24 protein-coding genes are annotated in these 23,095 nt (G+C 56.5%); 12 read left to right on the top strand and 12 right to left on the bottom strand.

The window, feature by feature from the left end:
• Positions 1–346 precede the first annotated feature (346 nt).
• Positions 347–1,399: a site-specific integrase gene (locus MR935_RS08840; RefSeq protein WP_290572836.1), complete on the top strand. Its 1,053-nt coding sequence runs from the start codon at positions 347–349 to the stop codon at positions 1,397–1,399.
• A 197-nt stretch (positions 1,400–1,596) separates the two neighbouring features.
• Here the strand turns inward: MR935_RS08840 and mtaB are convergent, their stop codons facing one another.
• Positions 1,597–2,892, bottom strand: a complete 1,296-nt coding sequence (gene mtaB / locus MR935_RS08835; RefSeq protein WP_290572834.1) for a tRNA (N(6)-L-threonylcarbamoyladenosine(37)-C(2))-methylthiotransferase MtaB — start codon at positions 2,890–2,892, stop codon at positions 1,597–1,599.
• A 173-nt stretch (positions 2,893–3,065) separates the two neighbouring features.
• Here mtaB and MR935_RS08830 point away from each other — a divergent pair, with 173 nt between their 5' ends.
• On the top strand, positions 3,066–3,365 hold the full coding sequence (locus MR935_RS08830; RefSeq protein ID WP_290572833.1) for a hypothetical protein: 300 nt from the start codon (positions 3,066–3,068) through the stop codon (positions 3,363–3,365).
• A gap of 34 nt (positions 3,366–3,399) precedes the next feature.
• A complete protein-coding gene (locus tag MR935_RS08825; RefSeq protein WP_290572832.1) occupies positions 3,400–4,323 on the top strand; it encodes a C40 family peptidase in 924 nt (307 codons plus the stop codon).
• A gap of 115 nt (positions 4,324–4,438) precedes the next feature.
• On the opposite strand, the gene MR935_RS08820 is transcribed toward MR935_RS08825, so the two are convergent.
• From MR935_RS08820 to MR935_RS08805, 4 genes are all read right to left on the bottom strand, one after another.
• On the bottom strand, positions 4,439–5,008 hold the full coding sequence (locus MR935_RS08820) for a hypothetical protein (protein WP_290572830.1): 570 nt from the start codon (positions 5,006–5,008) through the stop codon (positions 4,439–4,441).
• Between the two features lie 369 nt (positions 5,009–5,377).
• Complete coding sequence (locus MR935_RS08815; protein WP_290572828.1) at positions 5,378–6,025, bottom strand: DUF4405 domain-containing protein; 648 nt, start codon at positions 6,023–6,025, stop codon at positions 5,378–5,380.
• A 338-nt stretch (positions 6,026–6,363) separates the two neighbouring features.
• A complete protein-coding gene (gene spoIVA / locus MR935_RS08810) occupies positions 6,364–7,839 on the bottom strand; it encodes a stage IV sporulation protein A (protein WP_290572826.1) in 1,476 nt (491 codons plus the stop codon).
• Positions 7,840–7,852: 13 nt separating this feature from the next.
• Positions 7,853–9,328 carry a DUF3794 and LysM peptidoglycan-binding domain-containing protein gene (locus tag MR935_RS08805; protein ID WP_290572824.1) on the bottom strand — a complete coding sequence of 492 codons (1,476 nt, stop codon included), beginning with the start codon at positions 9,326–9,328 and terminating at the stop codon, positions 7,853–7,855.
• A 134-nt stretch (positions 9,329–9,462) separates the two neighbouring features.
• On the opposite strand from MR935_RS08805, the gene MR935_RS08800 reads away from it, so the two are divergent.
• The 4 genes from MR935_RS08800 (at position 9,463) to MR935_RS08785 (ending at position 12,721) form a co-directional block, all read left to right on the top strand.
• Positions 9,463–9,657: a hypothetical protein gene (locus tag MR935_RS08800; protein WP_290572822.1), complete on the top strand. Its 195-nt coding sequence runs from the start codon at positions 9,463–9,465 to the stop codon at positions 9,655–9,657.
• Between the two features lie 196 nt (positions 9,658–9,853).
• A complete protein-coding gene (locus MR935_RS08795; protein ID WP_290572820.1) occupies positions 9,854–10,840 on the top strand; it encodes an RluA family pseudouridine synthase in 987 nt (328 codons plus the stop codon).
• Between the two features lie 97 nt (positions 10,841–10,937).
• Positions 10,938–12,017, top strand: a complete 1,080-nt coding sequence (locus MR935_RS08790; protein WP_290572818.1) for a sensor histidine kinase — start codon at positions 10,938–10,940, stop codon at positions 12,015–12,017.
• Positions 12,014–12,721 (top strand): response regulator, encoded by a 708-nt coding sequence (locus MR935_RS08785; protein WP_290572817.1) that lies wholly within the window; start codon positions 12,014–12,016, stop codon positions 12,719–12,721. The genes MR935_RS08790 and MR935_RS08785 overlap by 4 nt, the downstream gene beginning before the upstream one ends.
• Positions 12,722–12,818: 97 nt before the next feature.
• Here MR935_RS08785 and MR935_RS08780 read toward each other — a convergent pair whose 3' ends face one another.
• The 4 genes from MR935_RS08780 to MR935_RS08765 all read right to left on the bottom strand — a co-directional run bounded on the left by MR935_RS08780 (position 12,819) and on the right by MR935_RS08765 (position 15,362).
• Positions 12,819–13,208 (bottom strand): DUF3021 domain-containing protein, encoded by a 390-nt coding sequence (locus tag MR935_RS08780; protein WP_290572816.1) that lies wholly within the window; start codon positions 13,206–13,208, stop codon positions 12,819–12,821.
• Complete coding sequence (locus tag MR935_RS08775) at positions 13,209–13,661, bottom strand: LytTR family DNA-binding domain-containing protein (protein WP_290572814.1); 453 nt, start codon at positions 13,659–13,661, stop codon at positions 13,209–13,211.
• Positions 13,662–13,798: 137 nt separating this feature from the next.
• Positions 13,799–14,221: an HIT family protein gene (locus tag MR935_RS08770; RefSeq protein ID WP_290572813.1), complete on the bottom strand. Its 423-nt coding sequence runs from the start codon at positions 14,219–14,221 to the stop codon at positions 13,799–13,801.
• Positions 14,222–14,291: 70 nt separating this feature from the next.
• Positions 14,292–15,362 (bottom strand): FkbM family methyltransferase, encoded by a 1,071-nt coding sequence (locus MR935_RS08765; protein ID WP_290572811.1) that lies wholly within the window; start codon positions 15,360–15,362, stop codon positions 14,292–14,294.
• A gap of 164 nt (positions 15,363–15,526) precedes the next feature.
• On the opposite strand from MR935_RS08765, the gene MR935_RS08760 reads away from it, so the two are divergent.
• A complete protein-coding gene (locus MR935_RS08760; protein ID WP_290572810.1) occupies positions 15,527–15,994 on the top strand; it encodes a hypothetical protein in 468 nt (155 codons plus the stop codon).
• The gene (locus MR935_RS08755; protein WP_290572809.1) at positions 15,994–16,854 is read left to right on the top strand and encodes a DUF6734 family protein; all 861 of its coding nucleotides are present in this window, start codon (positions 15,994–15,996) and stop codon (positions 16,852–16,854) included. Before MR935_RS08760 ends, MR935_RS08755 begins: the two co-directional genes overlap by 1 nt.
• A gap of 49 nt (positions 16,855–16,903) precedes the next feature.
• Here the strand turns inward: MR935_RS08755 and MR935_RS08750 are convergent, their stop codons facing one another.
• Both MR935_RS08750 and MR935_RS08745 read right to left on the bottom strand, forming a co-directional pair.
• Entirely contained in the window at positions 16,904–17,434 is a 531-nt protein-coding gene (locus tag MR935_RS08750; RefSeq protein WP_442863032.1) for a M48 family metallopeptidase, read from the bottom strand.
• Positions 17,421–18,305: a DMT family transporter gene (locus tag MR935_RS08745; protein ID WP_290572808.1), complete on the bottom strand. Its 885-nt coding sequence runs from the start codon at positions 18,303–18,305 to the stop codon at positions 17,421–17,423. The genes MR935_RS08750 and MR935_RS08745 overlap by 14 nt, the downstream gene beginning before the upstream one ends.
• 390 nt (positions 18,306–18,695) lie before the next feature.
• On the opposite strand from MR935_RS08745, the gene MR935_RS08740 reads away from it, so the two are divergent.
• The 3 genes from MR935_RS08740 to MR935_RS08730 are packed head-to-tail and all read left to right on the top strand — an operon-like array spanning position 18,696 to position 21,909.
• Positions 18,696–18,956: an HPr family phosphocarrier protein gene (locus MR935_RS08740; RefSeq protein WP_290572806.1), complete on the top strand. Its 261-nt coding sequence runs from the start codon at positions 18,696–18,698 to the stop codon at positions 18,954–18,956.
• Complete coding sequence (licT, locus tag MR935_RS08735) at positions 18,953–19,825, top strand: BglG family transcription antiterminator LicT (RefSeq protein WP_290572804.1); 873 nt, start codon at positions 18,953–18,955, stop codon at positions 19,823–19,825. Before MR935_RS08740 ends, licT begins: the two co-directional genes overlap by 4 nt.
• Positions 19,826–19,848: 23 nt before the next feature.
• The gene (locus tag MR935_RS08730; RefSeq protein WP_290572802.1) at positions 19,849–21,909 is read left to right on the top strand and encodes a PTS transporter subunit IIABC; all 2,061 of its coding nucleotides are present in this window, start codon (positions 19,849–19,851) and stop codon (positions 21,907–21,909) included.
• 567 nt (positions 21,910–22,476) lie between these two features.
• On the opposite strand, the gene MR935_RS08725 is transcribed toward MR935_RS08730, so the two are convergent.
• Positions 22,477–23,088 (bottom strand): AAA family ATPase, encoded by a 612-nt coding sequence (locus tag MR935_RS08725; protein ID WP_290572801.1) that lies wholly within the window; start codon positions 23,086–23,088, stop codon positions 22,477–22,479.
• Positions 23,089–23,095: the final 7 nt, after the last annotated feature.

Raw genomic sequence — 23,095 nt, 5'->3', positions numbered from 1 at the left:
CATGCATAACTCCAATGCCTTCCCCGTTTCGGGATGAGCGCACTCAGTCGTAATTACATGAGTACATTACAGTAAAAATGAATCGTTGTAAATTGTCGAAACGGAGAATCTAATATTTCCGTTCAACCCTTCTTTTCCCTGTTTTCTTTTCTTTTTACGGCATGTGTTGTTTTGTGTTATTCTATCGCTATTCATGCTATATCTTTCATTGGCAATCTGACGAAAAAAAATCCCGCCCCGGTGTTGGCACACCGAAGCGGGATCAAGGGCAGAAAACTCTCGACGGGATTCTGCCCTTTCATTATAGCATATACTTTTATGTGTTGTAAATGGGAGGGATTCAGAAATGGCAGTTAAAAAAATGACAGACGGCAGCGGTCGCTGGTACGCATCCTTTTATTATAAGGACAGCTTTGGCGCAACGCACCGAAAGAAAAAAGAGGGCTTCGCCACCAAGCGGGAAGCCAAAGCGTTTGAGGACAGCTTTGTCAAACAGCACAGCGGCAGCTGCAACATGTCTTTCCAATCGCTGTATGAGCAATATATGCAGTCTGGCAAGGCGCGTTTGCGAGAGGCGACGATCCGAAAGAAAGCGCATATCTTCCGGGATAAGATCCTGCCCACCTTCGGCGATCTGCCGGTCAGTTCGATCACACCACTGATGATCCACGAGTGGCAGACCAAAATGATGCAGACCGATTACAGTCAAACCTACCTGCGCACGATCAATAACGATCTTGCCGCCATCTTTAACTTCGCCGAAAAGTATTACGGCCTTGAGCGCAACCCTTGCCGCCATGAGCCACGCATTGGCAAGCGCGACGCCAAGGTAATGCAGTTCTGGACGGTGGAGCAGTACAAGCAAGCTATCGCGGTCGTTACCGACCCGGAACTGCATGCCATCTATCAAACACTGTTCTGGACAGGGATGCGGCGCGGCGAGTGCCTTGCTCTGACTGTTGGCGACATTGACTGCAAGGCCAAGACTATCTCCATCTCAAAAACCCGAGATCGGCGCGGCGGCAAAGATGTTATTACCCCGCCGAAAACGGAAAACAGCATCCGTACCGTAACCATGCCCGACCAGCTTTGCGAGGAGCTGCAAGCCTACATCAAGCGGATGTACCGCCCGGCGGGGAGCGATATGCTGTTCCACCGATCACCGAGCAACGTGTCCACCTATTTGGGCACGGCTGCAGATCGCGCGGGGCTACCCCGCATTCGCCTCCATGACCTCCGGCACAGCCATGCATCCATGCTGATTGAGATAGGATTTTCGCCGCTCCTCATCGCTGAGCGGTTAGGGCATGACAGCGTGGACACCACTTTGCGTATATATGCACATCTGTACCCCGACAAGCAGGCTGATGTGGCCGCCAAACTGTCTGCATTGGCATGATAGTACGAAAACAGTACGAACGCCATTTGACTATCGGCATAAAACCCGCATAATACCTGACTATTTCGGCATTTTGCGAATGATCCACCACCAGTTATTCTCGCCCCAGAAATTGTTAGAAGAACACATAAGTCATTTCCTCCTATGAAAGATTTCACTTCATCCTATGGAACTGGGACGGGATTGGTTACACTCTCTCAAAGAATTATTTCCGCCTTGACGCCATCGCGGTGCAGCCCCGTGACGCGGACGGAAAGCGGCTGATTCTTCCGTATGCTCTCGCCTTCTATATAGATTGGAAAACCATAGTCTCCATGCCCTGCCCACAGCCCGCCGGTGCGGTGCTCGGGCAGCACTGCAAGTGTTCTGCCTACAAAGCGGCGCAGATAGGACTGCGTCAGCGCAGCCGCAACCGCCTTGGCACGCGCCGCACGCGCCGCCTTTTTCTGGTCGGACAGCTGTGCCTCCATGCGCGCCGCACGCGTACCCTCCCGCGCAGAATACGGGAATACATGCACGGCGGACAGCGCACACCGCTCGATAAACCGCAGCGTCTGCGCAAATTCCTCCTCAGTCTCGCCCGGAAAGCCGACGATCAGGTCGGTTGTCACCGAGCAATCTGCAAAGGCCGCCTTGAGCAGCATGGCGTTTGTATAATACTGCTCGGCTGTGTATTTTCTGCCCATGCGCTGCAGCACAGTATCGCATCCACTTTGCAGGGACAGGTGAAAGTGCCGCGCCAGATTGTCAAACCTGCAAAGCCGTGCACAAAACTGCTCGTCCGCGATGCGGGGATCGAGCGAGCCCAGCCGAAACCGCATCCTTGGAAATGCCCCCAGCAAGGTGCACAGCAGGTCGGTCAGCGACAACGCGGGCGTAAGATCACGGCCATAGGAGGCGATCTCAATGCCGGTCAGCACAATCTCATGCACGCCTGCGGCCATCAGCCGTTCCGCCTCACGCAGTACAACTGCGGGCGGCATGGAACGCACCCGGCCGCGCGCATAGGGAATAATACAGTAGGAGCAGAAATAGTCGCAGCCATCCTCGATCTTGAGCAGCGCACGGGTGCGCCCCTTGGGCACACCCGCCGGCAGCAACTCAAAGGCCGTGTCCCTATCTGCCGGACGCGCCGGAGCCGTATCGTCCACCCTTTTTCCCTGCACCGCTTGCTCGCACAGCGTGAGCACCTGCGCGCGGTCGGTCGTGCCGCAGATCAGATCGGCCCCGCCCGTGTCCCGCAGGCGTTCCGGACTGAGCTGCGCCAAGCAGCCGCAGGCCGCGATGACAGCGCGCGGGTTTTCTTTGCGCAGCTTGTGCAGCGCACGCATATTTTTATGATCGGATACTGCGGTGACTGTGCAGGTGTTGAGGATCACCGCGTCCGCATCCTGTGTGACGACCTCGTGACCGCGCGTCTCCGCCAGCTGCGTCAGCGCCTGCGTTTCAAACAGGTTGACCTTGCAGCCAAGGGTGTGAAAAGCAACTTTCATCGTTCGCTCCAATACATCAATTTGTGGTGGTGTTTAGTTGATTATACCACAAAATATCCGCAAAGCCAACAAAGATTGAATTTGAATTTGACAAACAAAGTCGGCTGTGCTATACTGTTACCATAATGTAACTTTGATATGTAACCGTTTTGTTATGATAAGGAGTGCAAAGCATGGCTGCTGCCGCCAAGAAAAACGAACTTCTGCAATATAAAGGGCATCCGCTGATGCGCAAGGAAAATATCATCTACTATGGCTCGATGAGCGATTCGCACATCATCATGATGCAAATCCTCGAGTCCGGCGAGGTTAAGGGTCTGCCGGTGGCCAAGCGCGTTTCCGTGCAGCTTCAGCAGACCAACCCCAATGCACGCACAAAAGAGCGCATCGTCAAAAAAACCGAAAAGGATAGCCTTTGGGCCGCGATGGACATCGCTTCTATCTGGCTTGGCCGCGCGCTGAACAATAAGTGATCGTCATATGTCCATCAAAAACGGAGGTTTCCCCATGTGTTCTAAAAAAGCTCTGCGTACGATTATATCGGCCGTTTTAGCCGCTGCAATGACCCTGCCCAGCGCCTTTGCGCTGTACCCGGCCAAGGTGAAGGCCGACGCGCTCTATCTGCGTCAGTCTCCCGCCGGGGATATTATAGCCACCCTGCCGCAGGGAACGACAGTCGCCGTTATCAACAACAGCAGCAGCTGGTTTAGGGTCGCGGTCGGCGGACAGGAGGGCTATGTCAGCGGCGAATATCTGACCGGTACGCTGACAAGCGATTTTGCTCTTGGCAATGGCCGCATTATCTGCGATACTACTGTCAATTTGCGCCAGCAGCCAAGCACCTCATCCAAGGTGCTTGCTTCGCTGCGCAACAATACGACCGTCCAAGCGCTCGGGGTGTATCAGGGCTGGTATAAGGTCGTCTATAACGGCCAGCAGGGCTATGTTCATCCGGATTATCTGACGTTTGCACCGGCGCAGGATGTTGCAGGCGCGGCGATCTCGGCCAGCGTCGCCGTGCAGCCCGCCGAACACGCCATCGCATACACAGGCGCAAGCCAGCAGCGCGCGGAGGTACTTTCCTTTGCAGCGCAGTTCCTTGGCACACCCTATGTGTACGGCGGCAGCACACCGAGCGGCTTTGACTGCTCCGGCTTTACTTCTTATGTGTTCAATAACACAGTTGGCACAATCCCCCGTGTTGCCCAATCCCAATTTGATGCGACCACCCATGTGACCCGCGAGGAGCTGCTTCCCGGCGACCTTGTATTCTTCGGCAGCAGCGCCTCCTCGATCAGCCATGTCGGCATCTATGTGGGCGACGATCAGTTCATCCACTCCCCCCAAACCGGTGATGTCATCCGCTATGCCTCGCTCAGCGGCAGCTATGCCACCCGCTTTCAGGGCGGTGGCCGCGTGATTTTTGATTGACTTTGCAGTGACACGAAAAACAGACGCCCGGTGCGGCGTCTGTTTTTTTATTGCTGACATAAAAAAGACCACCTGCCTTCTGTCGGCAAATGGTCCCTTCCTGCCTTGCAGCGTTTCAGCCCGTGTGCAGCGACAGCACTCCATCTGCGCAGGATATACCTGCCAATTTAATCCCAAGCTCCCGCAACCGCCCATTGATTGCGTCGGCCAGATACTGCGAAAACGTGGCCGCAGCCTCGCCCGGCAGCGAGAAACCTGCCAGCTCGGCGCGCAGACAGCGTAGTGCCAGCATACCATCCTGCATGGCCGTCTCCCACTTGCCATAAACCATGCACTCCTCAGGAAGAAACAACAGCGCTGTACGCATATTCCCGGATACCAGTCCGCTTTGCTCTATCGACTGCTTGCGTACTTTGGCGCGCACGCCAACCGTGCTGTCCTCACCAATCTCAACCTGCATCTCGTCTGCCGGGAATGGCAGTGCCGCTTCTATGAGCGTCATCAGATCCTTTTCATCCAGCCGTATCTCCATATCGCTCTCCCCTTTTGGCTGCCCGCTCTGCTCCTGCGGCGTGGCGGATGTACCCGCCGGGTGGCCGAGCAGCATCCTGCCGATCATCAGCAGCGACAGCAACATACATATCCCCAGTATCAGTGTGTAAACAAAGCTGCGTTCTTCCTGCAACAGCGCTCTCCCCCATCCCCTGTAATCCCTGCTGCAATACCTTATGCAGCCGTATCACGGAATATGCTGCCCATCCTTACTGCAAAAAGCACCGCCTTTCTTACGAAAGACGGTGCGCACTGATGTATCTTGTTTTCAGGTCTGGAAAAGCGCTTTTTGCCCTCCTTGCTGCGCAAATGCGCCCGGTGCCACCTCTGCTTTGATATGCGGCAGGCTACGGCTCTGACACCTGCGCCGTTTTTTTCTTTTTAGGTACGGCGATCCAGTAAGTGAGCATGGAAAGCATCAGGATCATGCCCAAGAACATCACGACCGTTTGCAGCTTTTGAACAGCCGATCCTTGCGGTGCATTCCTTGCTCCATCCCGCATCACCGGCGGCCGCTGCCCCCTCCCGGCTGTCCTTGCGGCGCGCTTCCATCCGGCATTGCCGACGGGTCTTGCATCGCCGGGCGCTGCTCCCTGCCAAAGCCGTTTGGCGGCTGCATCTCTCCCTGCTGCAAAAACATCATAAGCGGCGCGGTCAGCCAGCGCATCTCATCCGAGTTTATCAGCCCATAGATGCCGCAGCCGAGCACCGCTACGGATATCAACACCGCTGGTACGACCGGCATGGCCTTACGGCAGATATGCAGGCCAATATGTACTCCCAAAAGCACAACGACCATGCCTGCACCAAACGTATGCAGCATTTTGAAGCTGCCGCCGCCCACAGCAATGCCGGGAAAGACAACGCGGGAAATCAGCACATCGCTGACGCCAATTCCAACAAAACCCAGCAACAGCAGAATATCCACGACCAGTCCCACCTTTAACTTGGTGGGAATTTTGCCAATGTTTTTACCAAGCGCCATTGCCATCTTCAGATTGATCGCAATATGCACAACAATCAAAGCGAGCAGCACCAAGCCGGCGATCTCGTGATAGGCTCCGTTGATGAAATGCTCGTTAAATAATGTGACCGCCACCAGCAGCATCACAATATCCAGCAACACTCTGACCTGTTTTTTCTTTATCATGTCCGAAACACCTTATTTTAATATGTTATGGCGCCGGCGAGAGAGCGCCTACCCACCCAGATGACCCACGTTTGTGTCTCTACCATTGGGACAGTATAGTGAAAATACCAATTCTTTGTGAATATGCTGTGACACGCCAGTGATTTTTCTGTGTCTTTCCCGCAGCATTACAGCGCACCGCTTTGGTGCACCGCAGGCACAGCGGCCGGCGACCGCTTATCCATTCGGCGTCATAATGAAACAGCGGCAGGACGCATATAGCATCATGCCGCTGTTCTGCTTCAAACCGGCGCGAGATTACGCCAGCACCTTGCACGTCCGTTGTTACACCTGTATGCTCAAAGAATGATGCAGATGAGACCGCCTGCACTCTCGTTGATAATCTTTTCAAGCGTTTCGCGTATCTTGCCACGCGCGTCGTCCGGCATGCGGCTGAGCTTGTGGGACAGCTCCTCACGCACCAGCTCATTGAGCGATTTGCCGAAAATATTGGTGTTCCATATCTTCTCCGGCTGCTCCTCAAATTCGCTGAGCAGATAATGCACCAGCTCTTCCGACTGCTTTTCCGTGCCGACGATCGGATTGACCTCAGCCTTGATGTTGGCGCGCATCAGGTGGATCGACGGCGCGGACGCGCGCAGGCGCACGCCATACCGCCCGCCTTGCCGCACGATCTCGGGCGCTTCGAGCGAAAGCTCGTCAACCGACGGCATGACCACGCCGTATCCGGTCTGGTACACCTGATCGAGCGCGCCGCGCAGACGCTCATACTGCTGCTTTACCTTGGAAAAATCGTCCAGAACGGCGATCAGATCTGCCGCGTCGTCGATCTCGATGCCGGTCTGCTCACCTACCACGCCATAGAACACGCTTTCCGGGATGTCGATGCGCAGCCGCGCCCGCCCGCTGCCAAGCGCCATATGCTCGATATCGACCCGGCCGATGTAATCATTCTCCGCCAGCGCGGCGCACATGGTCTTGATATCCCGCATGCGCTGTCCGCCGTCCGCACCCGCGCGGATAGCACGGTAAATGCTGTTTTGCACCGGATGGGACGCGGGCAGCGCGCCGATATAGCGCGGCAGCGCAAAGTCAATCTCCCGCACGGGAAATTCATACAGCACACGCTGTAAGATATCCGCAATACCCGTTTCCTCCAGCGCAAGGCAGTTGACGGCCAGCGGTTCGACATGGTATTGCTCCCGCAGCATGGCGCACACCTCCTGCGCGGCCTGCCCCTGCGGCTCGGCGGAGTTGACCAGCACGATAAACGGCTTGCCGATCTCGCTCAGCTCAGAGATGACGCGCTTTTCCGCCGGCTCATAGCTTGCGCGCGGCAGCTCGGTAAAGCTGCCGTCGGTCGTTACCACAAGACCGATCGTCGAGTGCTCGCCGATGACCTTTTGCGTACCGATCTCAGCCGCTTCGGCAAGCGTCATAGGCTCCTCCCGCCAGGGTGTGGACACCATGCGCGGTGTGTCGTCCTCCATACTGCCCAGCGCACCCTCGACCAGATAGCCGACGCAGTCCACTAAGCGCACCCGGCAGGTTCCTCCGTCGGGCAGCGCGATCTCAGCCGCCTCCTCGGGCACGAACTTCGGCTCGGCCGTCATAATCGTGCGCCCGGTGCCTGACTGCGGCAGCTCATCGCGCGCACGCTCGCGCTTATACATATTATCCATCCCGGGCAGCACCATGGTTTCCATGAACCGCTTGATCAGCGTGGATTTGCCCGTGCGCACCGGCCCGACCACGCCGATGTAAATATCGCCGCCCGTCCGCGCGCTGATCTGATTGTAAATCTGATTTTCCATACTCTCCCGCCTTTCAAGCCTGAATGGGAATCAGCAGCATTGCCTTGGATACGCTTGCCGCGTCCGCCGGCAGCTCATTTGCACGGCGGATCGCATCCATTGTCGTGCCGCAGCTTTTGGCGATCTCCCACAACGGCTGCTCCTGTTCGATGTAACGCAGCACCAGTGTCACGCCGTCTTCGGCGTGATGCACCTTGCCTGCCTCCAGCTTGGTGATATGTCGAAACGCCACATGCTCCTCGGCCGCGGCCGCGCCGGATGCCGCGAGTGTCAACAGCATCCCCTTTTCCCCCGCTCCCGCGGCGCGCGCGGTCAGCTCTATCTGCGAAAGCGCACCGGGCACCGCGCACGGAATGCTGACAGGCAGCGTCCGCTGCACTGCGCAAAGCTGCCGTTCCTCGTCCAGATAAAGCACCTGCACAGCCGCTGTCATTTGCAACGCATCGGCTGCCGCGCGCTTGGCCATGCAGCATACTGCGCCCGCCGCCACTACGCTCGACACCCGCTGCACCGTTTGAATCGTCTCGGTCGTTTCCCCGGCAAAGGTGATGGGCGCAGGCAGCGAATGCATCATCACCTGCTCCTCTGCCATCTCAAGCGCTCGGCCGGGCAGATACAGGTCGTCGATCTGCTGCACCGACCGCGCGCGGCGCAGCAGCAGCAGCGCCGTGGCCGATACTGTGTAGGACAGCAGCCCGTCGGCCTCCAGTCGGCAGTCAGCCTCCTTGACGGCCAGCTTTGCCGCGATCATATCGCCCTCCTCGGCCTCGGGCATCTCCAATATCTGCGTAAACGGCGTGTTGCTGGTCAGCACGCGCACCGTGTCGTCCTCCCGCAGTGCGATGCACTGCACCTCGGCCTCCCCCTTGAGCACGACCTTGCCGTGCATCGCGCGGCATTCGCTTGCGCGCATCGTGCATATACTGTGCAGCAGCTGCATCCCAGCGGAATCCTGCATGGTCACATCCTCCAGCACGGTGATCGGACAGGTGCGTACCTGCTCGACGAGCGTCACCGCCTGCGGCGAGCACTTCAGCTCGATCTGCGGCAGCTCGATGCTTTCGGTCAGCTCACAGGCTGCGCTGCAATAGCCCTCGGCCTCAAAGCAAAGCTGCGCGCTGACGCTCAGCTTGCGGCTGTTGACCGGCACTGCGTCCACCGAGGCGACCCGGCAGCAGACAAAGCACACGGCCTCCGCGTCCAATCCGTCACACTCCTCGATATGCGCAAAGGTGATCGGCACGGTCAGCCGGCGCAGACCGCCGCCACCCTCCGGCTGGTAGAGCACGGTGGCCTGTACCATGCCGGAAACCAGCAGACGGCCGTTCTGCGGCGTCTGATCCTTGACCGCGGCTGTGCCGTATGCACAGATCACATGGCCGATATCGGGAAAGGTGTCCGGCACGATCGAATCCGATGCTTCGGTACACACCGATAGCCGAGCAAGCCGCTTATCGTAATACTTGATGCTTGTTTGATTCAGTTCCATTGCTGCTGCCTCCTTTTTTCACTGCTGCTCCTGTTTCACAATATGTCCCCCTTTTGCTGAATATGAAAAAAGCAGAGACTTTTATGCCTCTGCTTTCCGCATGCTGTTATGTGATATGAAAGAGCCTGCACAATATGCCGCGCAGATATTTCGGGCTTTTCCAGACGACCACCTTCACCTTGCTCACCTCCCCTTATCAGCATCGGAGCAACAATATGCCTGCCGCGATCAGTGCGAGCGACAGCAGCCAGACCAACGGACACGATGGCAGAATGCTGCCGATAAGCAGGCCGCTCCCCACAAAGATCAGCACCAATCCGATCACCTGACCTCTGCAAAACACTCCACATCACGCTCCTGCCATCAGTATAAGCGTGAAACCCGCTACTTGTTATTCAAAATGACCCATTGGCTTTACAAATTTTCATGAGAGACGCAAAACAGCATCCCGGTCTTTTCTTTTTGGCAAAAATACGGTATACTAAATACAAGATATCCGACCCTGTTACAGAAAGGTTTATCAATTTGAAGGAATTTCACATCACGCGCAACGACAGCGGCCAGCGGCTCAATAAGTTTTTGGAAAAGGCCGTTCCGCGCCTGCCCGGCGGGCAGATGCATAAATATCTCCGTCTCAAGCGCATCAAGGTCAACGGCAAGCGCGCCGACGCGGCCTATCGGCTGGCCGAGGGCGATATTTTGCAGCTTTATCTGAACGACGAGTATTTCGACCCGCCCAGCGGTGAGCAAGCCTTTCGCCGCATCGCGCGGCCGCGCCTGCGGATCGTCTATGAGGACGGGCACATCCTGCTGGCCGACAAGGCGCCCGGCATGGTCGTCCACGAGGACGAAAGCGGTGATGACGATACGCTCATCGCGCATATTCAGGCGTATCTTTGGCAGTGCGGCGCGTGGAAACCCGAGGACGCGGCCTCCTTTGCTCCAGCGCTCTGCAACCGGATCGACCGCAACACAGGCGGCATCGTGATCGCGGCTAAAACGGCCGAAGCGCTTCGTATCCTGAACGACAGGATCAAGGCCCGCGAGGTGGAAAAGCGCTATTTATGTGCCGTGCATGGCTGTCCGCAACCGCCTGCGGGACTGATCGAAAATTTTCTCCGGCGGGACGAGGCACGCAAGCAGGTCACGCTGCACAAGACCCGTGTGCCCGGCGCGAAAACAGCGCGCACACGCTACCGCACCTTGGCCACGGCGGGGCGGCTGTCACTGGTCGAGTGCGAGCTGCTGACCGGACGCACACATCAGATCCGCGCGCACATGGCGTCTATCGGCTGTCCACTGCTGGGCGACGGCAAATATGGCGTAAACGAGCTTGACCGCCCCTATGGCGAAAAGGGGCAGGCGCTGTATGCCTACTCCCTCACCTTCCGCTTCACAGAGCCTGCCGGCGCGCTGCAATATCTCAATGATAAAACCTTCACCGTCCCCTCTGTTCCCTTTGTCGAAAAATATTTTCCCAGCTTTTCCATCGCACAGTTATCCATTTTTTAACATTGAATTAACATTTGCACAGCAGATTTTCTGCTATAATCAAGTAGATATCCAAGCTGTGTCCAAATCAACTTGAACCGGAGGAAAGGTGGACATTTTGCAGATTCCCAAAGCAAGCACCAAGCTATTCCCCGTTTCCATGCGCGACCTTGTGATATCCACCGCCATCTTTACCTGTGCGGTTGAGATTTGCAGCCTGCTGCGCTTCGCGGACAGCAGCGACGGCTTCGCTTATCCCGTATTTGTGCTGGCAGTGCTGCTGATCTCCCGCCTGACGACCGGGTATCTGTTTGGCTCGCTGGCATCACTGCTGAGTGTGGTATGCATCAATTATATTTTTACATACCCCTATTGGGTTCTTAATTTCACGCTCACCGGCTATCCGATCACCTTTCTGACCATGTTTACTGTGTCGATTATCACCTGCACACTGACCACCAAGATCAAACAGCACGACCGCCTGCGCGCCGAAAGTGAAAAGGAGCGGATGCGCGCCGATTTGCTGCGCTCGTTTTCCCACGATATCCGCACACCGCTGACCTCAATCGTTGGCGCGACCTCGACCCTGCTCGAAACGCCCGACCTGTCCCCCGCGCAGCAGCGAGTGCTGCTTGCGGACGCGCACGACGAAGCCGAGTGGCTGATCCGCGTGGTGGAAAACCTGCTCTCGATCACGCGCATCGGGGATACGCACACACAGATATGCAAGCACGAGGAGGCCGCCGAGGAGGTTCTGAGCGAAACTGTGCGCAAATTCCGTAAGCGCTTTCCGCATATCTCGATCAAGGTCAATGTGCCGGACGGCCTTTTGCTTGTGCCGATGGATCCGATCCTGATTGAGCAAGTTCTGGCCAACTTGCTCGAAAACGCCGTCATACACGGAGAAACGACCTCGCAAATCCGGTTGTCGCCCTGTCAAGATGGTGAATACGCCAGCTTTTCGGTATCGGACAACGGCCGCGGCATCCCGCCCGATATACTGCCCAAGCTGTTTGACGGCACGCTCCCGCGCAGCGAGATCTCGGCGGCAGACGGCAAGCGCAACATGGGGCTTGGTCTGTCGGTCTGCATGGCAATTATCCGCGCGCATGATGGCACGATGGAGGCACACAATCTTGATACCGGTGCGGAATTTGTGTTCCGCCTGCCGCTTTCCGGAGAGGAGAGACAAGAATGAACATCCGAGAAAAGGTTTTGATCATTGAGGATGAAAAAAGCATTGCGCATTTCATCTCGACCATCCTCAGCTCCAATGGATATGAAACCATTCAGGCACGCTCGGGCAGCGAAGCGCTGTCCATGGTCTCCTCACACTGTCCCGATCTGGTCATCCTTGATCTTGGTCTGCCGGATATGGACGGGATCGAGATCCTTCAATCCATCCGCTCTTGGAGCAGCTTGCCGGTTGTTGTGGTTTCCGCCCGTTCTCATGAGCTGGACAAGGTTAGTGCGCTTGACCTCGGTGCGGATGATTACCTGACCAAGCCCTTTGGCACAGCCGAGCTGCTCGCCCGTGTGCGTACCGCCATCCGGCACACCCGTACCACATCGTCCAACAGCGAGATCGCACAGCGCGGTACATACACCGTCGGTGAGCTGACCATCGACTATAATAAGCATCAGGTGCTGAAAAACGGCAAAAACGTCAAGCTGACACTCAGCGAGTTTCGTATCGTCGCGCTGCTCGGTAAACACGCCGGCAAAGTGCTGACGTATGATTATATCATCAAGGAGCTTTGGGGGCCTCGCGCAAGCGGCAACAACCAGATCCTGCGCGTCAACATGGCCAACATCCGCCGCAAAATCGAGGACAACCCTGCCGAGCCCGCCTATCTGTTCACCGAGGTCGGCGTGGGCTATCGCTTGGCTGAGGATGAATAAGCCGCATCGCACGGCCATTCACGCGAAAACAATACTTTGACAGACCAATGCAGGACTTTACCAAACCGGTGAAGTCCTGCATTGATAGTTATAGCGGTTATTTGAGCTTTTCATTGATCTCCCGCGCCCGTCTGTGGTCGACCGCAAACAGAATGAGTGATATCACAACGTAGACCACAAGAAAACCTGGCAGCACGCTCTGTACCAGCAGCCCCAGCCCCAAACTGTCGCCATAGAGCTTCCATGCTGTTGCCAGCGTGATGCCGCAGCAGAGCAGCAAATGCACAGCAATCTGCACCGGCAGCGGCCAGAAATCGGTATCATACAGCAGCGAAACAACGCCATACAGCGCGGAGGCCAGCAGCCACACAAGCACCTGTTTGAGCGTGTTGTCCACCCCGCTCATCCAAGCGATGCTGAGCGAGGAGATGACCGAGCCTATTCCCAGTCCAATGACAATATGTGCGAGAACGTTTTTCAGTTTCATCTACAAGACCTCCATCACATAGCTTCGAAACGATTTGACATACTTTCTGGAAATGACAAGCGTCGTCTTTCCGTCTTTCAGCTCGGCCAGATAGTTGCCGCTGAACGCGGCGGAAACCGAGCGTATCTGCGATACATTGACAAGCAGCCCCTTACTGATCTGCACAAAGCCGCGTGATGCGGCGGCTTCAGCCAGCTCATGCAGGCGGCACTTGGCCTCCAGTTCCTCCCCTTTCATGTGTGCGGTTACGCCGCCCCCGCGCGCCTCGAACCAGTCCACCTCCGTGTAATCGCAGAGAAACGCGCGCCCGTCCCGGTAAAGAAACAGCCGCCGTGCCTGCTCGACCTGACGGCAGGCGCCGAGCAGCTTTTGTACGAGTGGGTCATCCATCCGCCCGCGTATCACAACCTCTACCTCACCCTCCAGCGGTTCCAACAGGATTTTGATATGCACCGCCTCCTTTCTGTAAGCAGTATACCGTACTGTGCGGCTATTGTCTCGCTGTTTTCGGCAAGAGGTCGAAAAATCGCGCTGACATGCAAAAAAGAGAAGGCAGAATGCCTTCTCTTTTTATCCGCTGGGTGTTTCGCTCAGATGCCAAGCTCCTGCTTGAGCGCTGCGATCATCTGTTGGTATTCCTCATCCTGCAACAGCACAGGCTCCGGGTTGGTGATGGCAAAGCTGCCGCCAAACTCGAAGCCACCCTCATACTTAGGCACGATATGGAAATGCAGATGGGGGTTGCTGTCGCCGTAGGAGGCGAGATTGAGCTTGGTGCAGCCCCAGAGCTTCTTCACCGCACCCGAAGCCGCTGCCAAATCGGCGCAAAAAGCATTGCGCTCCTGCTCATCGCATTCGCACAGTTCCTTTTTGTGCGAGCCGAGCGCCAGCACGCAGCGCCCCTTGTGCGCCTGATCCTTGAACAGATACAATGTACCGGCCTTCATATCGCCCACCTTGAACATGATCGCCTCACGACCCTCGTGGTGCTCGTCACAGTAGAAACATCCCATACTATCTTTCTCCTTTTCGCTTGTTATGCAAAACGATTATACCGCTGCCAAGCAGATATGTCCACCCTTTTTATTCACATGACGCATATAAATTTGTATCCCACGCGGGCACATACGGATGATGGCGCAAATACAGCCGGTAGGCCGGGCACAGTGCCCGAATCAACAGAGGCAGCGCAAAAAAATCCTCGCTGCGGTGATAGGCGGCAATGTTGAGCCGCGGACGGTATCGTTTTATCGTCTGCGCCGCGCCCGCGATGGCCTCCCGCTCCGCGCCCTCCACATCCATTTTCAGCAGCGTACAGGGCATGCCGCCCAGCACGCTGTCCAGCGCGCGCATCTGCGTTTGTCGGCCCGACGCGCCAAGGCGCGACTGCCGCCCGGCACGGTCAGCAAAGGACATAACGGTATCAGCCGACCACGCGCCCGCCTGCACCAAGCACACCTCGCCCGACAGGTTGTGCGCCGCATAGTCGGACAGCTTGCGGAAATTACGCTGGTCAGGCTCCAGCGCGGTGATCGAGGCAAAGCGCCCGCCCGTATAGGCCAGCAGCTCGCGCACAGTATCTCCATTGTATGCGCCGAGATCGGCGAAATGCTCCGCATCCGTCGGCCGCAGGATGGATGAGAATGCTTCATCCTTGTCCGTCTCGCTCGCGCGGAGATAATGCAGCTTGCCGGACAGCTTAAAGCGCACGGTATCCAAAAAGACCTGACGCGACCGCTCATCCGCCAGCAGGTCAAAAGCCTGCTCCATTTCGGCAGCGTGGCGGCGGACAAACGCATTGTCAAACAGCTCGCCCGGAACGACAGGCACATCGGGCGCGACCACCTCGTACCGTGCATCCAGCGCATACATCCGCGCAAGCACCTCAGGACGCTGACTTGCAAAGGCAATAACGATAACAATATCCTCGCCCCAACGCGCGAGCACCTCGCGCAAGCGCATCACCTGAAAGCCGCGAAACGAATGGCCGCGCACAAATTCGTCGCTTGCAAACACAGCCGACGCGCGAATGCCCAGCCGGTCAAACTCCGCAAAAATTTTGTCCGCGCCATCCCCCATGCCATACAGCACGATCGGCCGTGTTTCCGCCGCAAGACGCTGCCAAACTGATGTTTCCAGCGATTGAAAATCCATGTCTTTCCTCCTATTCCGCATTCTATTATAGACCGCAGCCCACCGCCTGTAAAGCGGAGCGTTCGGAAAAACTTTTTCCGGGATCGGATTTTGTCATTGCGGTTTTCTGCTATGTACAGTATAATTTATTCACAGACAATTGCGATCAAAGGAGGCGGCGCAGCATGTCCAAGCCAAACGGAATTTTAGCGATGAATCCGGCGCAATACCGGGAGATCGACGGCGTCGTATTCGATTTGGACAGCTATGCCCGCCACTGTCAGCCGACCGAGTCCCCCCAGCCTGCGCAAACGGAGCAGCCGCAGCAGCCGGACATCCCGGCAAACACCGCCGCGCCCGCGCCGGTATTTGCCGTCGAGCCTGTGCATCAGGGCTGGTATGACGGCGGACAAGTTCGTCCTCCCGTGCCGGTGATGGCCGGCGCGCTCCCACCCGTACAGTGCTGCGTGCAAGAGGACGGCAGCATTACATTGACCCATGCTGTGTTCCTCCCCGCAGGTTCCGGCTCCGGCTCTTACCTTACCTCCTACACAACCTCGTACCGCACCTCTTACCGCTCCTCGGGTTCCGGCTCGTATGTGTTCGGCTCCTGTACCTATTGGGTAGGCGGCTACGGATTGGAGCTGGTATAATGCTGCACGCCTTTCACAGCAATTGGACACGCCCCTTTACCCGGCGCTGTCCGGATGTTCCTTATGCGGTCGAGCCGTTTGAGCTGCTGACCACCGCGCTCTCCGCGCTGTGCTGGCGGCGGTATAACGGCTCGATCCGCATGATCTGCGACACAACGGCCAAGCGGTATTACGATGCGCTTGACCTTTCTTTTTTATGGGACGGCGGCGTCCATCCGCTGCTTGACCAGATGCCTGAAACGATCAACCCCTTCGCCTTTTGGGCCGCGGGCAAGCTGTATGCGCTGGCCGCGATGCCCGCCCCTTGTGTGATGATGGATACGGATTTTATCGTTTGGAAGCCGCTTGCGCCGCTGCTGGAGGGGCTTACCCTCGCCGCCATCCACCACGAGGACATCATGCCCGATATCTACCCTGCACAGCAGGCTTTTGCCAAGGTGCGCGGCTTTGACCTCTCCGCGCTGGACTGGAGCGTCCGCCCGTTTAACACCGCGCTGGCCTACTTTGGCGAAGATGCGTTCCGGCGATTTTATACCGACCGCGCGATCGCCTTTATGCGCGCCGCACCGGACGCGGACAACGTGCTGACCTATATGGTATTTGCCGAACAGCGTCTGCTCGCCATGTGCGCGGCGGAAAAACAGGTGCACGCCGCTGCGCTGTCCGAGCTGGCCGCGCTGTTCGACGGCAGACAACAAGGATATTTCACCCATATATGGGGCTTTAAGCAGCAAATGCGCGACCAGCCCGCGCTGTACGAGGACTTCTGTTTGCGCTGTGCCGCACGGCTGCGCCGTTCCTTTCCTGAGGCAAGCACCCGCCTTGCCGCTGTGCCCAGCCTGCGCCCCTATTTTCAGTAACACAAGATGCAAGGCAGGCCATCCCGTAAAGCCGGGATGGCCTGTTTTCCTACTTGTTTTCCTGCGCCCTCAGCGCAGCATCGCGCGCCGCTGCCGATAGTCGGGCATATATTGCGCGACCAGCGCCCAAAACCGCGCCCCGTGGTTTTTGTGTACAATATGCCAGCTCATGCACAACGACATAGTCGATCGCTGGCTGCGGGTAATCCATCAGCCGCCAAGAGAAGCACAAGCTGTTGCGCGCGCTGCATGAGCCAAAGCGCGTGCGCGCCGAGGTGATCCGCAGTCCGGTCGGCTTCAGACCCATGACCGCCGCGTAATGCGCCACCTTAGGCGGCAACTCGCGCTGTGCACGCTGTTTCAGCTCCGCTTGACGCGCCCCGTCCGGCTCGGGGTGCGCGGCAAGGCGCACCCGCTGACGCGCGAGCGCCTGTTCGATCCATGCCGCATGGGTAGAGACATAGCGCCTGATCTCGTCCATTGGCACGCGCTGCGGGGCGCGAATAACGACCCTGCCCGTCCGCGTCACCTCGATCGACAGCGTTTTACGCGGTGAGCGGATCAGCTCATACCCGTCCATGCAGCTGCTCCTTGCTCTCTGCCGCGCGGTTGTAGCAAAATGTGACGACCGAAACACCGCAGATCACGATATAGCCCAGCACGCTCATCCAGTCCGGTATCTGCCCAAACAGAAAAAAGCCCAGCAGCGCCGCAAACAGCACCTGAGAATAGTCAAACACCGAAATCTCCTTGGCAGGCGCGTGTGCGTAAGCCAGCGTTACGCCAAACTGCCCCAGCGTGGCTGACAGACCCGCGCAGAGCAGGTATGTGAGCTGCATCCCAGTCATTGGATGAAAATCAAACAGGATAAACGGCAGCGCGACCAGCATGGAAAACGCCGAAAAGAAGAACACGACACGCGCGCTCTTTTCTCCCCGCTTGGACAGCGCGCGCACCACGGTATATGCCGCGCCCGCGCCCGCTCCACCCAGCAGGCCAATCAGCGCCGGAAAGGTATCGGCCGAAAAGCCTGGCTTAATAACCAGCATACTGCCGCCAAACGCGGCCAACACCGCGCAATACTGGAAGAGCGTGGCACGCTCCCCCAGCAGCAGGAGTGAGAACAGAATGGCGAAAAACGGAGACATTTTATTCAGAATGTTGGCATCGGCCAACACCAAATGGTCGATGGCATAAAAATTGCAGAAAATGCCGATCGTGCCGCAAATCGAGCGCAGCAGCAGCAGCGGCAGATTGCCCTTCTCCCATCGAAAGCCCACCTTGCTGCGCAACAGCACGACCGCTGCGGCTACCATGGCCACCGCGTTGCGGAAAAACGATTTCTGTATGAACGGCAGATCGCCCGCAAGCCGCACAAACGCATTCATCAGCGCAAAGCCAAATGCAGACAGCAGGATAAAACCGATGGCCTTACTTTTATTGGAAAGCACCTTTGATCCCTCATTTCTTGCTGATACATCCCTGCGCAAACACACAGGGTATATTTTATGATAGCACAATTTTGTGACGATTTCCAGAACAAAGCCGTGGCATCCCACCGCCGCGCGCCAGTTGCTGTCCTCTTTTTCATCCGGGTATTAAAATTACCAAAAACCATCCAAATGTTTTGTCGGTATGGACGAAAAATGTATCGCATCTGTTTTTTCTGTTGACAATTTCAACAACCTTCCTATAATATTGAGATAGAATTGAAATATGGCTTGTGACTGGTTAAGCAGGCAAGACCGAACTTTCCGAAAACAGCTTTGTTTTTGGGTGGTTTGGTCTTTTTTTGTTTATCCTAATATCTGATGCACATATTTAGAAAGGATGGTAGAAAGATGAAGACATTTGCGTACACGATCACGGATCCGGTAGGTATCCACGCCCGCCCTGCGGGCACGCTGGCCAAAAAGGCGGCGGAGTTCCAAAGCAAGGTCAGCCTGACCAAGGGGGAGAAAACGGTTGAGCTGAAGCGCATGATGGCGGTGATGGGTCTGGGCATCCGCTGCGGTGAAACAGTCACCTTTTCAGTGGAAGGCCCCGATGAAAACGAGGCGGCCGCAGCGCTTGAAGCGTGTCTCCACGAGCTGCCTCTATGAGCGGCGGGGATAACCGCGCCGCTTACCGGATCACGCGCGTCATCGGCAACAACTTTGTCTGCTCTAATGATGCAAAGGGTGAGGAGATCATCCTGCGCGGGCTGGGCATTGGCTTTCACAAGCAGCCGGGCGATCTGATCCCCCCGCAAAAGATAGAAAAGATCTATGCGCTGCCCGACGAGGAAGGCGGCGGCAAGCTCCAGCAGCTTCTGCGCGACATCCCCGAGCAGCACGTTGCTGTCAGTGCGGAGATCATCGAGGCCAGCGAAGCGGCTCTCGGCCGCAGCCTGAGCAAAAATATCTTTATCACGCTGACCGACCATATTAGCTTTGCGATTGAGCGTTTCCACAAGAATATCCGATATCCAAACAGCTTGCTTTGGGAGATACGTAACTTCTATGCCGAGGAGTTCGCGCTTGGAAAGCGGGCACTCGATATCATCGACGCGCGTCTCGGCGTGCGCCTGCCCGATGATGAAGCCGGCTTCATCGCATTGCATATTGTCAACGCGGAGCTGGAAAGCGGCATGAGCGACATGGTGCACATCACCGAGTTCATCCGCGAGACGCTCTTGGTGGTCGAGCAGTATTATGGCGTCCATCCGGACGAAGGTTCGGTCAACTATGGACGGTTCATCACCCATCTCAAGTTTCTGGGTCAGCGTATTTTTCGCAAAAAAACGCTGGCAAGCGACAAGGACGGCTTCTGGGGCGAAATGATTCAAAGCCGGTACCGGCAGGATTATTTATGCGCGCAGCAGATCGGTACCCGCGTGCGGGAGCAGTTTGGATTGACGCTGTCAACCGAGGAGCTGGTATTCCTGACCATCCACCTGCATCGTCTGTCAAACGACCAAACGGATGATTAAACCCACAAAAGGAGAATTTTGATATGAAAGACAAAATATTCGGCGTATTACAACGCATTGGCAGATCGTTCATGCTGCCGATTGCCATCTTGCCGGTCGCCGGCCTGTTCCTCGGGATCGGCGGCTCGTTCACCAATGAGACCATGCTGCAAACCTATGGCCTGATGGGCATTATGGGACCCGGCACCTTCATCTATGCGATTTTACAAGTGCTCAACTCGGCCGGTTCAATCGTATTTGAAAACCTGCCGATCATATTTGCCATGGGCGTCGCCGTCGGCATGGCCAAGCAAGAAAAGGAGGTCGCCGCGATCGCGGCCGCCATCTCATTCTTCATCATGCACGCCACGATTGGCGCGATGATCCTCGACTTTGGCGCGCCCGACCTGTCCGGCGCGACTGCCAGCGTTGTCGGCATCAATTCGCTGCAGATGGGTGTTTTCGGCGGCATCATCGTTGGTTTGGGTGTTGCAGCGCTGCATAATAAGTATTATAAGATACAGCTGCCGCAGGTGCTGTCCTTCTTCAGCGGCACACGCTTTGTACCGATCATCTCCGCGGCAGTTTATCTGCTGGTCGGTATCGCCATGTATTATATCTGGCCGGTCGTTCAGGTCGGTATCAATGCGCTCGGTGGCTTCGTGCTGGCTTCGGGATATGCAGGTACTTGGCTCTATGGCTTTATCGAGCGCGCGCTCATCCCGTTTGGCCTGCACCATGTTTTCTATATCCCCTTCTGGCAGACGGCTGTCGGCGGCACCGCCATGGTTGGCGGCCAGCTGATCGAGGGCGCGCAGAACATCTTCTTTGCCGAGCTGGCTACCCCGGGCATCGCGCACTTCTCCTCCTCGGCCACCCGCTTCATGAGTGGTAAATTCCCGCTGATGATTTTCGGTCTGCCGGGCGCGGCCTTTGCGCTATACCGCTGTGCCAAGCCGGAGAACCGCAAGGCTGTCGGCGGCCTGCTGCTTTCGGCCGCGCTGACCTCGATGCTGACCGGTATCACCGAGCCGCTCGAGTTCACCTTCCTGTTCGTTGCGCCCGTCATGTATGTTGTCCACTGCGTGTTCGCCGGCGCGGCGTATATGCTCATGCATATGCTCAATGTAGGCGTGGGTCTGACGTTCTCGGGCGGTCTGATCGATCTGACGCTGTTTGGCATCATGCAGGGCAACGCCAAGACAAGTTGGCTGTGGATCCCGGTTGTCGGTGTTGTTTACTTCATCGTTTATTACTTGGTTTTCTCTTTCATGATCAAGAAGTTCGATTATAAGACGCCCGGCCGCGATGACAGCGAGGTCAAACTGTACACCCGCAAGGATGTCAATGCAAGGAAAGAAGCGGGCGGCGCTGCCGCAGGCAATGATGATGCTCTTTCCCGTCAAATCGTGCGTGGCCTTGGCGGAAAGGCCAATATTTCCGATGTGGACTGCTGCATCACCCGCCTGCGCTGCACCGTGCACGATGCCTCCAAGGTCGATCAGGCGCTGCTCAAGTCGACGGGTGCTTCAGGCGTCATCTGTAAGGGCACGGGCGTACAGGTTGTCTACGGCCCGCGCGTGTCGGTCATCAAGTCCCATCTGGAGGCTTTCCTCCAATCCGCAGCCAGCGACGAGCAGGCAGACGCCGTCGGAAAGCAGCCAATCCTGTGCGCGCCCCTCGCCGGTAAGGTCATCCCGCTGAGCGAGGTCGATGATGGCGTATTCTCCGCCGGCATGGTCGGTGAAGGCTTTGCGATTGAGCCGAGCGGCAATCAGGTTTTTGCCCCCGCTGACTGCACCGTGCAGATGGTATTTGAGACCAAGCACGCCGTCGGTCTGGTGGTAGGCGATATGGAGCTGATCATCCATGTCGGTATCGACACCGTGCAGCTTGACGGCAAGCCGTTCGATATTCGTGTAAAAGAGGGCGACACGCTCCGTAAGGGCGATTTGATCGGCAGCTTTGACCGCGATATGATCGAGCAATCTGGCCGCCGTCTGACCACGCCGGTCGTCGTGACAAACGTGGATCAGTTCTCCAAATTTGAGCTGAGCAAAACGGGCGATGTTAACGTTGGTGACGCAGTATTCACCGTCGAATAACGGTACCCTGCACGCTGGTCGATGCGTGGAATACCACGAACCGTGATATCCTGTTTTTCAGAAGCGGTATGACTTCGGTCATACCGCTTTCTGTTCCCCCGGATTGCTTTTCCGATATGCTCTGATATATTCCACCCCCCTGCTTAACGAATCCATTCTACACCGATACCTCACAATCCTCATCGTGCTGTTTAGGCCATGTAGTCACAAACGTATCCAACGGAAAGGAAGCCGTCCAGCTGTATGATAAAAACCCCTTTCACGCGATACGGTGCTTCTGCAAACCCGCTATATTGGTACTGTGCCTCCATAAACCAGAAAACATCACTATATTATCCCTGCTTGGGCTGTAAATCCTAACACTACATGGCCCACAACTCGGCATTGAATCGGACGATGGGCATATCTTCTGGCTTGCAGCCGAACAAGCATAGTATGATTGTCATGCGCGTCCGCCCCACAGGCGGCACGCTTTTTCGTATCCTCCCTTCCCTAGCCAAAACGATGAGAGCCGCGTCCCAAAGGACGCGGCTCTCGCCTGCTTTTCATGTAATACACGGAAAAAGATTACTTCTTCAGCTTGTTGATATACTCCGCCAGAATATCCACCGCACCGTCCACACCTAAGCGTCCGGCGTTGACGCACATATCATAGTGGTCACACTTACCCCATACCTTGCCGGTATAGTAATTGTAATAAGTAGAGCGCTGCTTATCCATCTTTTCCAGCGCGGCTTCGGGCGTCTTGCCCTCGATCTCATAATCGCCGCAGCTTTGGATGCGGTGAACGCGATCCTCCAGCGAGCCGTGGATGAAGAAATCAAAGCGGTTGGGGCAATCACGCAGGACATGGTCGGCGCAGCGGCCAACAATCACACAGGACGTCTCCTCTGCCAGCTCGCGGATGATGTTGGCCTGTGCCAGATAAAGCTGGTCAGTCAGACTCATGCCGTTCAGGCCGACCGAGCCGAACATAGTCAACGAATACAGAAAGCTGTTGGTCGCGCGTTTATCCAACTGCTCAAACAGTTTTTCGTCAAAGCCGGTCTTTTTCGCTGCCCGCGTAATGAGCTCCCGGTCATAAAAGCTGATGCCGAGGCGGAGCGCCAGCTTCTGGCCAATCTCCCGGCCGCCTGTGCCGTATTCACGGCCGATCGTGATGATTAAATTGTTGTTCATAAAACGC

The organism is Agathobaculum sp., assembly GCF_022775115.1.
Classification (GTDB): domain Bacteria; phylum Bacillota; class Clostridia; order Oscillospirales; family Butyricicoccaceae; genus Agathobaculum.
Note: the sequence above shows the minus strand (reverse complement) of the source record. Positions and strands in the feature narration are given on the sequence as shown.